At 52.9% G+C, this 16,035-nt stretch carries 12 protein-coding genes; all 12 read right to left on the bottom strand.

Annotated features, from left to right (window positions below; genetic code table 11):
• Nucleotides 1-48 precede the first annotated feature (48 nt).
• Entirely contained in the window at nucleotides 49-2,475 is a 2,427-nt protein-coding gene (locus AC0YOA_RS13900) for an EAL domain-containing protein (RefSeq protein WP_475787084.1), read from the bottom strand.
• Nucleotides 2,476-2,689: 214 nt separating this feature from the next.
• On the bottom strand, nucleotides 2,690-3,820 hold the full coding sequence (locus tag AC0YOA_RS13905) for a response regulator (RefSeq protein ID WP_475787085.1): 1,131 nt from the start codon (nucleotides 3,818-3,820) through the stop codon (nucleotides 2,690-2,692).
• A gap of 145 nt (nucleotides 3,821-3,965) precedes the next feature.
• Nucleotides 3,966-4,745, bottom strand: a complete 780-nt coding sequence (locus AC0YOA_RS13910) for a DeoR/GlpR family DNA-binding transcription regulator (protein WP_379113839.1) — start codon at nucleotides 4,743-4,745, stop codon at nucleotides 3,966-3,968.
• Nucleotides 4,746-6,170: an ABC transporter substrate-binding protein gene (locus AC0YOA_RS13915; RefSeq protein ID WP_475787086.1), complete on the bottom strand. Its 1,425-nt coding sequence runs from the start codon at nucleotides 6,168-6,170 to the stop codon at nucleotides 4,746-4,748.
• A gap of 142 nt (nucleotides 6,171-6,312) precedes the next feature.
• A complete protein-coding gene (locus tag AC0YOA_RS13920) occupies nucleotides 6,313-7,740 on the bottom strand; it encodes an MBL fold metallo-hydrolase (protein ID WP_475787087.1) in 1,428 nt (475 codons plus the stop codon).
• Between the two features lie 69 nt (nucleotides 7,741-7,809).
• Nucleotides 7,810-8,670 (bottom strand): HAD family hydrolase, encoded by an 861-nt coding sequence (locus AC0YOA_RS13925; protein ID WP_475787088.1) that lies wholly within the window; start codon nucleotides 8,668-8,670, stop codon nucleotides 7,810-7,812.
• 45 nt (nucleotides 8,671-8,715) lie between these two features.
• Nucleotides 8,716-9,609, bottom strand: coding sequence for a carbohydrate ABC transporter permease (locus AC0YOA_RS13930; RefSeq protein ID WP_210040736.1), 894 nt, complete (start codon nucleotides 9,607-9,609; stop codon nucleotides 8,716-8,718).
• Between the two features lie 14 nt (nucleotides 9,610-9,623).
• Nucleotides 9,624-10,700, bottom strand: coding sequence for a carbohydrate ABC transporter permease (locus AC0YOA_RS13935; RefSeq protein WP_475770495.1), 1,077 nt, complete (start codon nucleotides 10,698-10,700; stop codon nucleotides 9,624-9,626).
• 273 nt (nucleotides 10,701-10,973) lie between these two features.
• Nucleotides 10,974-12,416, bottom strand: coding sequence for a nicotinate phosphoribosyltransferase (locus AC0YOA_RS13940; RefSeq protein WP_475787089.1), 1,443 nt, complete (start codon nucleotides 12,414-12,416; stop codon nucleotides 10,974-10,976).
• A gap of 199 nt (nucleotides 12,417-12,615) precedes the next feature.
• On the bottom strand, nucleotides 12,616-13,137 hold the full coding sequence (locus tag AC0YOA_RS13945) for a hypothetical protein (protein ID WP_475787090.1): 522 nt from the start codon (nucleotides 13,135-13,137) through the stop codon (nucleotides 12,616-12,618).
• 91 nt (nucleotides 13,138-13,228) lie between these two features.
• Nucleotides 13,229-14,884: a nucleoside recognition domain-containing protein gene (locus AC0YOA_RS13950; RefSeq protein WP_475787091.1), complete on the bottom strand. Its 1,656-nt coding sequence runs from the start codon at nucleotides 14,882-14,884 to the stop codon at nucleotides 13,229-13,231.
• The gene (locus tag AC0YOA_RS13955; RefSeq protein WP_475787092.1) at nucleotides 14,878-16,005 is read right to left on the bottom strand and encodes an NAD(P)/FAD-dependent oxidoreductase; all 1,128 of its coding nucleotides are present in this window, start codon (nucleotides 16,003-16,005) and stop codon (nucleotides 14,878-14,880) included. Before AC0YOA_RS13955 ends, AC0YOA_RS13950 begins: the two co-directional genes overlap by 7 nt.
• Nucleotides 16,006-16,035 lie beyond the last annotated feature (30 nt).

Below are 16,035 nucleotides of genomic sequence, written 5' to 3' on the forward strand. Positions count from 1 at the left end.
GCGGCAGAGGTGGCCATGCAGACAATATGCTCACTTTTTCAAGGGGGGTTAGAAACGCAACGGAACAAAAAACTCCTTCTCCACCTGATGGGCGGATAGCGGACGGCTGAAATAATACCCCTGAATTTCCTTGCACTGATTACGGGTGAGAATATCCAGCTGATCCTTCGTTTCGATTCCTTCCGCCACCACATCCAGATTCAAATGATGGGCCATGGAGATAATTGTCGCAACGATAGCTTTATCATTGTCATTCTCGGTTATTTCGGAAATAAAGGAACGGTCGATCTTGAGCTTATGGATCGGGAACGTCTTCAAATAACTGAGTGAGCTGTACCCTGTTCCAAAATCATCAAGGCTGATCCGCACGCCCAGCATATTCAATTTATTAAGAATATCGATGGATACAATCGGATCCATCATCATGCTCTCCGTAATTTCAAGCTCCAGATACTTAGGCTCAAGCCCCGTCTCAGCAAGCACGGCCTCAATATATTCCACCAGATTGGCCTGATGGAACTGACGGGCTGATAAATTGACCGACACAGGAATCAGCGGTCCGCCATGCTCATGCCATTCGACCATTTGACGGCAGGCTTCATAAAGAACCCAGGTGCCAATTTCATGAATCATCCCCGTCTCTTCAGCAATCGGAATGAAGCTGCCCGGCATCATCAGGCCTTTTGAAGAATGATTCCAGCGGACCAAGGCCTCCACACCAATCATGCGGCTGTCTTCCGTACGGATCTGGGGCTGATAATAGACAAGCAGCTCCCGACGCTCAATGGCTTTTCGCAGCTCCGCCTCCAATTCAATACGATCCATCAAATGCTTGTCCAGCTCCTGCGAATAATAACGGTAACCGTTCTTGCCATGCTTCTTTACCTCATACATCGCCGCGTCGGCCAAGCGCAGCAGCTCCTCACCGCTTTCGCCATGCTCAGGAAAACTGGCTATTCCGATGCTTGCCGATATATAGAAGTCGTTGCCCTTGAGATGGAATGGCTGGCGGAGCAGACTCAAGATCCGTGTGGCCAACAGGTCAGCTGCCTGGTCGGTCTCCGACCGGCAAATAATCGAGAATTCGTCCCCGCCCATACGGGCAATGGTCACCTCCAGATTATCGGCGCCGGCAATAAAGCGCTCACTTAACGCCTTGAGAAACAGATCGCCGTATGTATGTCCCAGTGAATCGTTAATAAGCTTGAAGCGGTCAACATCAAGCACAAGCACTGTAAACGAACCGCTTCGCTTTTTGCATTCCTCGATCGCCTGGTCGAGCATCTGGTTGAACAGTCTGCGGTTAGGCAAGGCTGTAAGCTCATCATGGAAAGCGAGATGCTCGATCAGGCTTTTGTCCCGCTTCTCTTCGGTTACATCCCTCAGGATAACATGGCTCCCCACAATCCTCTCGTCAATAATGACCGGAACCTGGGTTACATGGATTTCCACCTGATGTCCGTTCGATTTCGTTATAACGGTTTCATAACTATCCTGCCGATTACCGGCAGGTTGACCTGATAATGCTTTGTCCCTCGTCTTCTGCTCTTCAACTGCCTTCAAGCCGATGGCGGATATATGCTTGTTTGTGAATCCCTCTATGACAGCGCCTGCAATTTTGCTTACAGCGGGGTTCATTCCCATAACTTCGCCCTTGGTATTGACGGACAGGATGCCATCTGCATTGTTCTCGTATAAGGACCGGTACCATTGCTCGCTCTCCAGAATGGTCAGATCCTTTTGCCGAAACCGCTTGTTGACCAGAATGCCGAGAAAAGTCAGACCAAGAAGCAGGAACGTGCCTGCTGCGATAATATAGGCGAGCAAAGTCTGATCAATCAGCATCCCGCCAGCGGCGACGTTATCCATTCTCTCGTGAAAATACGCTCCGGCCATACCGGTGTAATGCATGCCGGCGATCCCGCCGCCCATTACAAGCGAGCTTCCAAGCTTGAAGAGCAGCGCATAACGGACCGTCTGCTGGCGGAAATAATAGAGCATTCCAAGCGCGGCAGCCGACGCTGTGACGGCAATAATAACTGACAGAGCGACCATCCATGGATCGTAACTGATATCGACCGTCATAGCTGCCATTCCGATATAATGCATGCCGCAGATTCCTGCAGCCATCAATCCTCCTGACAACCATATCTCTTTCCAGCCCATACGCTGCAGGTGCGCGGTAAACAATGCAATCAGCGATACCCCGATGGCCAGCACGACAGAGAGCAGCACCAGCTTGATATCATAGGAAATGCGTATAGGCAGGCGCATGGCAAGCATGCCGACAAAATGCATCGACCAGATGCCAAGACCCATGGAAAAAGCGCCGCAAACGAGCCAAAGCAACCGCAGCTTGTCCTTGCTTGTATAGATCTTTCCGGTTAGGTCCAAAGCGGAATAAGAGGAGGCCACTGCGATCAAACAGGATAAAATGACAAGAGATTCATGAAAACTGCCATGCATATGATTCATAACGTTAAACTCCCTTACCATCATAATGAGTAATATTTCCCTATAGATGGGTAATATTAGGGCCTTTAGAACTGAGTCTAACGACTTATTTTATTATACATGACGAATCTGAAACATTTTTGAAAATACCGGCCGGCACAGCCCCATCCACGCAAAAAAAGCTTTGGCGCTTGCTTGCGCCAAAGCTCTATGGGATCGTATAAGGCTAACTATATTACCCCATTGTTTGCTTCCAATTCATATACCATTCACGTACTGCCGTCTTGGGGCTGGCGTCATATTCGCGGCTCAGCATGCCCTGCAGCAATGCGAATTGCTGTTCCAGGGAAAAGCGGTCGCCCGTTTCCTGATACAATTGCATCAGTTCAAAATAAACCTGCTCCTCGGTCAGATTTACCTTCTGAACCTGAAGAAGAAAAGCAATGGCCTCCGAATACCGGCCCTTGGTCTTATAAAAATCAAGCAGTTGATGCCTATGATACTGCCAAATCGCGCGCAAGCGGCGTTTCTCCGGCTCTGCCCAAAGAAACTCATGCTCCATCAGGTAATCGCCCCGATACATCGCAAACAGCTTCAAATGAAGCTCCAATGTAGCTTCAGTCAGCATGGGGGCTTGCTCCAGCTGCTTTTCCCATACCATCACATCCACCTCGACTCCGCCAAGCTCAAGCCGGTAGCCTTCGTCCTGGTTGACGATCCGGATCGTCAGATTCTCCTTGGCAATGAGCATCCTGATCTGATAGATCGTGGTGTACAGCTGCGTGATGGCTCTCTTCCAATCAATCTCGGCCCACAAATGCTCAAGCAAATGCTGCTTTTGAACGGTTATTCCCTGGTGCTGGAGCAGATAGAGGAATAATTCCTGCGCTTTGAAAGTTTTCCAGCGTACAGCGGCTGCCCCCGGGACCCGACCGCCGATCAGGAAGGACCTGAAGCATTGAATCATCAACGGCAGCGCGGCATCTGAACGCCTGGCCGAATAGAGGGTCAGCATTCTTCTGAGCCGTGCACAGGTCTTGATCAATCGATCACGCTGGAATGGTTTGATAATATAATCCTGGGCAGTCAGCTCGAATGCTTCAACGGCGTGCTCCTGGTAGGCCGTTACGAACACAATTTGGATATCGGGAGATTCGCCGAGAATTTGTTCTGCGAGCTCCAATCCGCTGATGAAAGGCATATGGATATCCAGAAAAACAGCATCCGGCAAGCCGGCGCGCATGTCCTGCATGACCACTCGCGGATCCTGGTAGGATCCTATAATTTCGACCTGACCGATGGCCGTAAGCTCGCTCTCCAGAAGCTTCAAAGCCAGGGGGTCATCATCAACCAAAATAACTTTCAAGGATCAAGCTCCTTTCACACGCTCGTTTCGCAATCATTCCTTTCGGATTGTCTTATTTAGTTTCGACGGTTCCTGACATTTTCCTCTAATACTCACGGTGAGATGCGATGGGAGGAAATCATGCTTGGACTTGTCTCGCCTTTAGCTATTCCTCGTTGACTTCGCTGCTGCCTATGATCAGACGGCGGACCGATTCCCGCAGGCTGTCGCGCATGTCCGGAGGGGTGCCTTCATCCGTCACCAGCGTATGGATGCGGCTCAGCTCCATGCCGTAGAGAAAGCCGCTGCGGTTCGCCTTCGACGAATCAGCCATCAGAATCAGCTGATTGCTTTGCTCGACAAGCATCTGCGCGATTTGCAGCGGCTCCCATTTGGAGTAGTACAGCCCTTCAGCGCCAAATCCCATGCAGGAAAACAAGGCTTTGTCAAAGCGGTACTGACGAAGCTCGCAGTGCAGCTTATAGCCGAATGTCTTGCCATCCTCATCCACTTCGCCACCGACCAGATGAACCTTCAATTTCCCTTTTTTCTGGACCAGGTTCAAGGTGACCATAGCCGAGTTCGTCACGATAGTCAGATTTTTATTCTCGGGAATGAACCGGGACAGAATCAGCCCGGAAGTGTTTCCGTCGATAAAAACGCTGTCGCCGTCCTCCAGCAGCAGCACGACTTCGCGGGCGATGGCTTCCTTGCGCTCCCGGTTAAGCTGCATCCGGTCATAATAGGGCATATCCCAAGTGGTTTGTTCTTTTCTGACTGCGCCGCCATACGTTCTGCGAAGAAATCCCTTCTCGTCCAAAATACGAAGGTCCCGGCGGATAGTTTCCACCGAGACATTATAAGTTTGGACAAGATCATCCACAGAAACGCTGCCGACTCTGCGGACGGCTATCATAATCTCGTTTCTTCTATGGACGGAACCCATTTATTTGAATTCTCCGAGCACCTTGGTCGCATCAGCCTGCGCCTTCTTCACCGCATCTGCCGGAGAAAGCTTGCCGGCGATCATCGCCTGCAGCGCCTCGCCTACGGATGTATCCATTTTGCTGCGTGCAGCGCTCGAAACGTCGATGCGGGCATATGGGAACACTTCGTCAAACGCTTGCTTCTTCTGCGGGTTATCCGCATAATTTTGCTTCAGCAAATCGGTTTCCTGCGCGGACTTCGTAGCCGGGAAATAGCCTGTTTTGGCTGCATAGATCGACTGTGCTTCCGATCCCGCGAAATATTTCATGAACAGCCAGCCTGCAAGCTGCTCTTCCGGAGTGGTTTTGAACAGCACCTGGTTGCCGCCGTACAGCTCTGTTACTTGACCTCCGCTTTTGCCTTGCGGGATCAGGGTGATGCCCCATTGGAATTTATCCTTCACCAGATCAAGCTTGGAGCTTGTACGAGCTGTTGTACCGATTTCCATCGCGGCTCTGCCGTTCGTGAATTCCTGCTCCGTGTCCTCTGCAAGAACAATCGCCTTCTTGTCGATCAGGTTCTTGATCATAGTCGCCAGTTCCACAGCCTCCGGGTTGTCATAGTTCACACCGCTTTGATCCAGCTTGATCGGATCAATGCCGTAAGTGCGCAGCCATGTGCGAAACGTGCCGCCATTATTGGCATTTCCCATAACGAGAGCAGGCTTGCCGGTTTTCGCTGTAATATCAAGCGCCATTTTCTCAAATTCCGGCCATGTGGCTGCCGGTTTGTCGTAGCCGGCCTGTTTCAGCAAATCAATGTTGTAGTAAACCCCCATCGAGGAGTTCCCGTGCGGCCAGCTCATCGTTTTGCCGTTATACTCCGGAATACGTTGGCGGGCAAGCACACCCGGCATAATGTCGTCCAGATCCGTCTGGCTAAGTCCGTTCACCGGATCGCTGATGTAGTCGTCAAGCGGGACGATTTTGTCCGCCTTCATGTACTCGAGCGTGTCGCTCTCGTACGACATGGCCACAGCCGGGAGTCCTCCGCCCTGCAAAGCGGCACGCACTTTTTTGTTAAGATCGTCATAGCTGCCCTGGAATACTTCTCTCACAACGATTTTACCTTCGTATTCCTTGTTGAAGTCGCTGACGATCTCCTTGATCGCTTCGCCGTATATCGTGGCTTGAATATGCCAGAAATCAATAGTGACGGGGCCATCCTTGCCGAGCTCGATTCCTGCTGATACGCCTGTCGGAGCGTCAGCTGCCGGGGCGTCGGCAGCTGGTGCATTTGCCGCTGGAGCATTTGCTGCCGGAGCATTGGCGGCCGGGGCATTGTTATTAGCCGCCGGCGCACCCGCTGAACAGCCTACAGCTGTAATAAGCATCAGGGAGACGATTGATGTTTTCCAATGGCTGAACATTTTACGCAAAATCACATTTACCACTCCTAGGTTTTTGTAATTACGTGTTCTGTCACTTCTGAAAAAATTCGATGGCTTCGAGCTTGCATATCTGCGAATATCATGCCACCGCTGATTCGTTCGCCGGTACTCATTGTGCGGCAAGGATGCCTTCGTCTTAAATCGTTGTCAGACTGCTGCTTCCAATCAGCTCGGAAAGCTCAAAGCTCTCCCCTGGCGCCGGGTAATATTTGCGGACGCCGCCGCTGTTGAACAGGGTCGGATGCATGCTGTGCAGCGGCACGACCAGCTTCGGTGCGATCGCTGCTGTCAATTCGCTGATTTCCTGCGGTGCGGCATGGCCGCCAGTTGCGCAATAATGGTACCTTACGCCGAACTCGTTTAGCCATCTCAACAGCGTTTCGTCGGTTGGCGTAAGCGGATTGCCGTCGGCATGAACATAGACAGAGCCTGAATGGACAGACCCGCTTATCTCCAGCTCCGCGATTAATGGCGTATGCGGATAGGTCAGGTAGACCGCGTAAAGAGATTTATCCGCTCCAATATCCTGCAGCTCAATCGTCTCGTAGGGAAGCTCCGCTTCCTTTGCCGGTTGCGGCCCCTGTGACCAAAGCGGCGTACGGAGCAGCCGGATCACATCGCGGCCGGCTTCCAATGCGGGATGCCCCTCGAGTACCTGCAGCTTCCTTGAGGCTGTGTGCCAGAGAACTGCCGTGCTCTCATCCATGACTAGCTTGCGGCCGGCTTCCTGCGTCCTGATGATCAAATCGGCCACACGCTCTACGTTGCGGGCGAGAATATTGACGTAGACAAGGCCGTCTGTTTCCTGCATGGCGCGGCGGCATTCAAGAGCGACCTCGACTTCAAGCCGATCCTTGGGCTTGCGGAATAAAGTATCCTGGCGAAGCCGGGTGCCTTCCGTAATCAATACGTCAATTCCTGTGCTCCGGCAGCGCTCGATGAAGCGGTCCAGCCGATGATGATTCCGGCCGTGGCGGCGCCAGTCTGCGGTGAAGGCGATGCGGTGCTCCGGACCATGAATAATGAAACCGGTCACTCCTGGCGAGTCATGATCCACTTCAATGAATTCGATGCGGAAGGTGCCGAAGTCCACAACCTGGCCATCCTCGACGATGCGGATATCCGCACGGGTATCCGGATATTCGCCCGCCGCCACGACAGCCTCGTGTACGGAATAAGCGTCGCGGTGCATCCATACCGGAAGGTTGGGGCGAAGCGACGGCAGCAGGGCCATATGATCCTGGTGAATATGGCTTACGAAGCCGTGCAGATTGTCAACATGCGGCATTTCCTCCTTGCCCCAGACCTGGAGCAGTTCCGCTTCACCCAGGTCCCCCAGGAGATCAGGATCGTACAGGTCGAGCACCGGAGGCGCCATCCTGGTCAGCAAATAGCTGCGGATGCCGTAATCCGGCCGTACTCTCGTATCTCCGTTGAAGAAACCGCGAGCCATTCCCAGATCGAACACAATGCCGGTGTCTCCAAAGCTGTACATAATGTGGACACCGCCGATTGTTGTCAGACCGCCGTAAAAGGTAAGACGCTCCTTTTGCCGCTTGCTCATTCTTCCAACACTCCTTTGATCACCCTTATTTTTATGTTTGTGCCCGGTTATGGGCGTGATGCTTTCGTTCTAGAAGTCGGAGATCGGCTCCGTGCTTTGCTTCGCCTGCTGCCTGACATGCTGCAGCTCAACCAGCATCGCTGCCAGTTCATCAAGCGTGTCCAGCCGGACATCCCATTGCGCAGGCTCCGATGAGGGATAAGGAGACAAGAATACCGTTCGGCCGCCCAGCTTTTGTACCGGGTACAGATCATTCCAGGCATGATCGCCAATCGAGAGGATTTGATCCGCCTGCAGATTCTCCCTGTCCATCAGCTCCTGCATGTACCGTTCAAGACCATTCGGCTTGCCGGCGCCATACACGATTTCATTAAACAGCTTCAGACAATCGAGCGCCGCAATAAATTCACGGCCCGTATTCTCCGGCGAGTTCGTGAGCAATATCCGCGTCCTCACCCCGGTCAGATTCCCGATAGCGGCATACAGATCATGATGGCCTTCGAAGCTTGAGGCGCCCTGCAGCATTTCTTTGCGCACCTGCTGAAACGCCTGCTGGCGCTTCCCTTCGGCAACGCCGTATTTGGCGGCATAAATACTCACCAGACTCCAGGCATCTCCCGCATAGATGGAGGCAGTCCCCTTCTTCCCCGGAGTGACGCCCAGCTCCTCGCCCTGCCAATTCCGAAAGACCGATTTCGGGTCTGTTCCCCGCGTCCATGTATCGGAATCGGGATGATACCAGTCCCCGATGCCGCTTCCATGCCGGCCCTCCAGCATGGAGGCCATATCGTCCAGAAAGACGCTCAAGCTTGCGCTGTGATCGCTGTCCTCAAACAACAGCTCCAAATAACGTTTGTAAAAGGTCCCATCCTGGTACAGCGTACCGTCCAGATCAAAAATCACGATTTCAATATTTTTCAGCCAGTCCATATTTTCCCTCCAAAGCAGTCTCTTGTTGTCTATTCCCATAATGGGTCAACCCTTCAATCCCGTGGATGTAATGCCTTGGTGGAACCATCGCTGGGCAATGAGATACAGCACCACGATCGGCGCGATCGTAAACGTCGCTGCCGCCATCAAATGATGGTAGTTCGGGCCTTCCTCGCTGACAAAGTAGAGCAGGCCTACCTGCAGCGGTCTTAGCGATTCACTGGATGTAACCAGCAGCGGCCACAGCACGCCATTCCATTTGCCGATAAAGGCCAGCAGCGCTGTCGTAATAAGCGATGGCAGCACAAGCGGAAGCAGCACCGTCCACAGATAACGTCTGTTCGACATCCCGTCCACCTGCGCGGCCTCCCAGTATTCCTTTTGCACCGAGAGAAAAGCCTGCCTGAGCAAAAATATCGTGAAGGCTTCCGCCAGAAACGGCAGCATGATGCCCATATAGCTATCATAGAAGCCCTGTCCGCCGGAGCCTGCCCAATCATTGCCGCCTGCAAGCGGAATATGCCGCATCGTGACAAAGTTCGGAACCAGCGTCACATCGAACGGAATCAGCATCGTCACGACCACTAGCATAAAAATCAGGTTCTTGCCGCGAAAGTTGAAATGCGTAATAGCAAAGGCGATAGGCACACAGACGAGGAGCTGAAGCGCCGTCCCGAGTCCGGCAATAATCACCGTATTGATAAAATAGCGCTGAAACGTCGATTCCGGCTTCATCCAGGCTTCCGGATAATTTTTGAAATTCCATACCTCAGGCAGCATAGTCGGCGGCAGCCGGTTAATTTCCTCCCCCGTCTTCAGCGAAGTCAGGATCATCCAGATAAATGGAAACACTACACAGCATGCCAACAGCACTACACCGATCAGCACGATCGTCCACATCACCTTCGAGGAACGCCGTGCACCTACCATTCCGTACATTCGTCATTCCTCCATTAATGCATATAATGAACCTTCTTCTCTCCATATCGCAGCTGCAGCCATGTCAGGCCCAGCAGCAGGATGAACAGCAGCATGGAGACTGCTGATGCGTAACCAACCTGTCCATACACATAGAAGCTTCGGAAGATGTACAAAGGCAGCGACATTGTCGAGCCAAGCGGACCACCCTCGCCGCCCGAGAAGACATAGAATGCATTAAAGGATTCAAATGCCCCGATGACCGATACAATCGTAAGCAAAAACCAGGTCGGAGACAGCAGCGGCAGTGTAATATGGCGGATGACGTTCCAGGTGCGCGCGCCATCTATGCGGGCTGCTTCGGTCAGATCATGCGGAATCTGCGTCATGCCGGACAAGAACACCACAATCTGGAAGCCAAGGCTGCTCCATATTGAGAACAGGATGACGACGCCAAGGGCCCAGGTCGGGCCTGCGAACGCCGTTGGAATCGATGCCGGCCAGCTGCCGCCAAGCGTGTTCAGCAGCTTGACCAGGATCGGGTCAGGATCCGTGAGCCACTGCTGAGGCGTTCCGCCAAAGAAATTGACGGCCGAATTGGCAAGCCCCACGCTCGGATGGAAGATCCACTTGAACACAATTGCCGCAGCGACTTGAGAAGTAATATAAGGCAGAAAGAAAAGCACGCGAAGCAGCGTTTTTCCTTTGGTTATATGAAACAGCACATAGGAGACGAAGAACGACAGCAGCAGCGTCAGCGGAATCGTACCGATAGCGTAGAAGATGGTAACCATGAACGCTTGTCCGACTTCTCCCAGCTGCAAACCCGACATGGGATCGTTCACGATGAGATCCTCTCTGAAGACGCGCATATAATTGTCGAAACCCACGAACCGTTCCGGCACATAACCCCATTTCCATAAACTGATCCACATGCCGAACACAAGGGGCCAATAGCGGAACAGCAGCAGCAGTACCAGGGCCGGCAGGGCATACATCAAGCCAGTCAGGGCTTCTTTTCTTTTCCGTCTCGAACGAGGCTTGACGAGCTTGCGTTCCTGAACCTGTTCGATAGGCTTGGCATCCAAAGCGGCAGCCTCTTTGACAAGCACGGGGGATTCTCCTCTCTTGGCAGCTTCCTGATTTATCTTACTCCGTTCATTCTAGAGAGAAAGTGTTCGATATGGATTAGAGGCACGTAAAGAGATTGTTGTGAAGTTTACCGTTGTTTACATAAATCGGCATGTTAAAATGTTAAAACGGTCATTTCAGCAGAATAAACGGTTAACTCCCGGGTGAAATCGGTTATTTCACGTTATCCATCCGATAAGCTTGCAAAAAAACCCGAGGCGGGCTTGCCTCGGGTTGATCGCATTTATATTCGTTTATCCTTGATGCTTCCGGATCAATTCCATCTTCAGCTCCCAGGCCTCCCGGCTGAGATTAACCCGGAACATCTCGGGGTTGAGCTTCCGCAAATACTCCGGCCAGAATAACTGGAGCTGCTCTTCGTGATACGTTCGGATATCCTCCAGCTTGGGCAGCGGATACGCAAGAGCGCCATCCAGAAATATCGGATGCAGCAGCGGCACACTTTCATAATCCTTTACCGTCCGGCTTCTATAGGAATGTACGGGGTCAATCAGGTCCAGCGGCTGTCCCTGCAAGACATCCTGCTCGTGGCGCAAAGCGATGTAATCAGCCTCGGCTTTCCCTGTTGCCTTGCTGATAATCCGGTAGATTTCCTTCACTCCGGGATTGGACACTTTATCCGGATTCCCCGATATTTTAATAACCGGCTCGTATTCTCCGTTCTTCTCTCTTGCGACCAGCTTGTATACACCACCCAATGACGGCTGGTCAGCCGCAGTGATTAACTGGGTCCCAACGCCAAAAACATCTATTTTTGACCCCTGCGCCTTCAGATTCAGGATGATGTTTTCATCAAGATCCCCTGACGCGATGATTTTGACATAAGACAGCCCAGCGTCGTCAAGCATCTCTCTCGATTGTTTGGAAATATAGGCCAGATCTCCGCTGTCGATGCGGATGGATTGGATTTTTTTGCCTATTTGCTCCAGGTGCCTGGCTGTTTTTATGGCATTGGGGACGCCGCTTTTCAACGAATCGTAGGTATCCACGAGCAAAGAAACCTGATCGGGAATCGCTTCGGCAAATTTGCGGAATGACTCTTCCTCTGTATCATGATCCTGTATCCAGGAGTGGGCATGTGTGCCTTTTGTTGGAATGCCGAACAATTTGCCTGCACGCAGGTTGGAGGTGGCATGGAACCCGGCAATATAAGCCGCCCGCGCCCCCCATATGGCCGCATCCGCTTCCTGGGCCCGCCTGGTGCCAAATTCAAGCAACGTTTCAGTTGGAGCCACTTGTTTTATCCGGGAGGCTTTGGTGGCGATCAAGGTTTGATAATTCATGAAGTTAAGCAGCGCCGTCTCCAGCAGATGCGCTTCAAAGACTCTCGCTTCGACACGAATCAAGGGTTCATTCGGATAGACAAGGGTCCCTTCCGCTGCGGCATGGATATGTCCGGTAAATTTGAAACGCCGCAGCTCCTCGAGAAATCCATCCTGATACTGCTCCTCCTGCTGCTGCAGATACATGATGTCCTCTTCGTCGAACGCTAAATTTTGAATGTAATGAATGATTCGTTCCAGTCCGGCAAAAACCGCATACCCGTTCCCAAAGGGCAATTTGCGGAAGTACGCCTCGAAAACCGCCCTATTGTTCAAGGATCCATGCACCCAATGGGCATACATCATATTGATTTGATATTTATCCGTATGTAAGGTCAAATTCTCATAGTCCAAGCCAATCACTCCCTAACTCCACTATTGTCAACGCAGCCTGCATAAATACATCCCTTAAACAACTACCCGAGGGGCGCGAATTCAAACCATGGATTTCCAAGGTCAGCTGTCCCGATGTAGATATAACAAAACACTTCTCCTCTCAGCTTGGGGGCCAAACGCGGACCTTAAGCTGGATAAAGAAGTGTTTGGACTTCATCTATGACGAGCGTTCAGAGCTGACCTGCCGGTTCACAGTCACCGCCTGACGCTGGCTTTCAAGGAATTGCTCCGCGCAGCGCCCGATCAGCATGCAGAAGCTTCGATTATGTCCGATGAAGAAGGACGAGAGATCGTAACGGCCCCGCGAAGGCTCATGGATGACCAGCAGCCGGTGGCGCATATAGGCCATGGCAAATTGGACGAATTGCTCCGTTTGCTCCGATTCATGAAAGGTAATATAAGCATACAGCGAATGATCCTCCGGTTCATCCAGCATGCTTACGCCCGCGCAGGAAAACTCGGTGCTGATATTCATTTGCTGAAACAGCAGCAATGCCCGGTGCAGCTCCACATCGACTTCAATGCCGTCAAGCAGGGCGGTTTTCTTCGGATGGCGGGCAGGAGGCTTCACAAGCTCCACCCACTCGGCTATTTCTCTTCTTCTGCGTCCCCATCGTTCTCTGGACTGGCCGCTTAAAATAATCTCTTCGTTCCCGCTGTCTGTCTGATTGGCTGCCAATATCTTCATTCCCCCTAGCCTTAAGAAGCGGAAGATGCCGCTGCTTTCATTGTACATCCCTGCCGGATAAAAAGAAATTGCAGCTGCTCGATTATCCTATCACCAAAACCATGATCATAGAAGCCGACACCACGGAAGTGACGGCCTGCTTGCCGGCCATTGATCCGGCGAACCGCCAGCCAAGCTCCTGGCGCACCGTCCACAGCGTCACCAGACAAGCCGTCAGCGTCGAAGCCAGATAGACAAGCACAAGCAGCTGCCCTGCGCTTAGCGTCTGCAGAAACGCGCCATTATCCTGATTGAGCGTCAAGAGCCCATCCTTGCGCAAAATGGAGAAAATAATCCCTCCGGCAGCTTCCTCCGGCAGGTGAAACCATCCAAGTAGTGGAGCCGCCAGCCTCGCCAGGCGGTCCATAATCCCAAGCTGCTCCAGCAGCGTGGCTGCCAGGCAGATTCCGATAAAAACGGGCATCGCCTGCATCAGAAATTGCTTGATCACCGAACGGACGCGCCAGCCTACCGCGCGCAGCGAAGGGGGCTGCAGGAAGGTTTTCGTTTCATAAAGCGGCCTGTGCAGCTCTTGGCCTTTGCCCCTATTCCAGATCCGGGTGTGCAGCGCTCCAATCACAAACAGCATCGCCAAATAGGGAACAAACAGCCACGGATGACCGCCTGAGCCAAATACAGACAGGGAAGCTCCAATCTGATAGCTGCAGGCCGAACCGAAGGCAATCAGGGATACACAGGATTTCCGCGAGCATGCGCTGCAGGCTCTGCTCTGAAATACAGCCACCACATTGCAGCCAAACCCGGAGAGAACAGGAATCAGGTCCCGTCCGCTGAGCCCGATAACACGCAGCCATCCATCCAGTGCATCGGTTATCCGATCCTTCAAGCCGCTCTCTTCAGCGACAGCAACGCTTATCCCGAGCAGCAGCACCACGGGAAAAGCCCACAGGAACGAATACAATCCCAATGAAATCATGCCGTAATCGCCAATCAGCAGGGATTGGATGAAGGCCGGGCTTGCTTTCAGAACTGAGCGGAGCGGATCAATCACCTGCCGGTCGGCGATTGGCTGCAGCCATTGGGAACCCAGATAAGCAATCAGAACAGGCACGGCAAAGAGCAGCAGCGTCGTAAGAAGAGCAAGCGGCCTTCCCAGCAGCGGATGCTCAAACCAGGTGTGCTGCGGCGTTATCACCGGCAGCCGGGGTGCAGGATGCAGTACGGCTTTTTTGCGGACAGGCTTCGCGGTATCGATATATTCCAGCAGCTGCTTTCGTTTCACGACGGTCAAGCTGCGGGAATCGACGCTTAGTACAGGGATGCCGAGCCAGTCCTTGTAGTGCAAAACAAGCTTATGCAGCTCATCGGACGCTTTATCCTCAAAGGTCAGAACCAACAGGGTTCGTTTGTCCTTCAGCATCAGGCTGTCCATCAATAGAGGCAGCTCGACCTGGGCATGGGTGCCGCGGACAACCAGAACTACAGCATCCGCGCCTTGAATTTCACCAAGCGCCAGCCGGGTGGTGACACTGTCATCCTTCAGCCGGATTCCGGGCAAATCAACCAGATCCAGATCATCCGCAAGCCTGGCCCGCCGGCTGCTCACGGTCGAGCCGCGAAAGTTGGACTCCTCGCCAGTGTCCATGCCGGACAAGCTGCGAAACAGCGCCGATTTCCCGGAGGATTCGAAACCAACCAGAACCGCGCTGCGCCTCTGCTCCTTCACATGCCTCAACACTGGCAATCCTCGCCGCAGCAGGACAAGTCCTCCAGGAGGAGACCCGCTCTGCGGTATTCCTCCAATGGAGCCTTGGAGAGTCCAAGCCCCTCGGCTATAGCTCCAGCGACAACGGCGAAGCGCTGGCGGAATTTATATATGAAACAGAACAGGAGATCGCCGTGCACGACACCCGGGCCGGACAGAAATAATCCAGGAGTCTGTGTCGATTCATCATTTTGGTTAAGCAGCGCATGGCCTTTACCGTCCTTTTCGAACAAGGATTTCACAAGGCCCAGGCTGCTCTTGAAGCCCGTCGCAAGAATGGGGGGATGCGCGGTTTTGACAAAACGCTCCGTTCCTGCTGCATCCTCGCAGTAAATCAGAAACCCGCCATCCTCGGATTCCGCCACCCACTGGACGCTGTGGCCGCTCAATAATTCTATTTGATCCCCGTTCTGAAGCTCATTCAAACGGTCCTTGGTGTAGGGAGACAGCTCCGCGCTGGGGTCGCTGCTTCCCCGCTCGCTGAACCGGTCATTGCGGTCAATCAGTGTAACTTTCCTGCCAAGCCGCCCCAGATGAATCAACGCATCCGCTCCGCTCTCATATCCGCCAATGATTACGAACTCCTCGCCCTCAAGGCCGCTCCACTCGCTGATCAGGCTGCTGTGATAGCAATGCTCGGCCCCTTCGAATCCATCCAATCGGGGATATTGGAATTCGCCTGCCGCCCAGATGACATAACGGCTGAACAATTGACCTTGGGTCGTTTCCAATACAAAGCCGTCCTCCACCGGTGAAACAGCCGTCACATCGATGCCGGTCCGGATCGGAAGCTCTCTGAAATCCGCTACCGCCTGCAGGTAATCCGCATAATCCTCTCCGGACGGATGTTCGGTTTCCAGCGTATAGGCAGGCGATGTCTTAAGCGCCACCGCGTTGAGGTCCAGCATGCCGTAAGCATTGCCGGTGAACGACGGGGTAATCATGCGCATCTCCTTCGGCCACATCAGGAAGGAGGCACCCACTTCGCTTCTTTCCAATATGCCAAAACGCTTCACGCCCAAGTCCTTTAACACACAGCCCATTCCAATACCTGCTGCACCCGCTCCAATTATAAGGCAATCGAATTGTTCCATTGATTTGCACCTCTTTTGAATGACCTTCTT

The sequence above is a fragment of the Paenibacillus sp. JT22N12 genome (assembly GCF_056269365.1).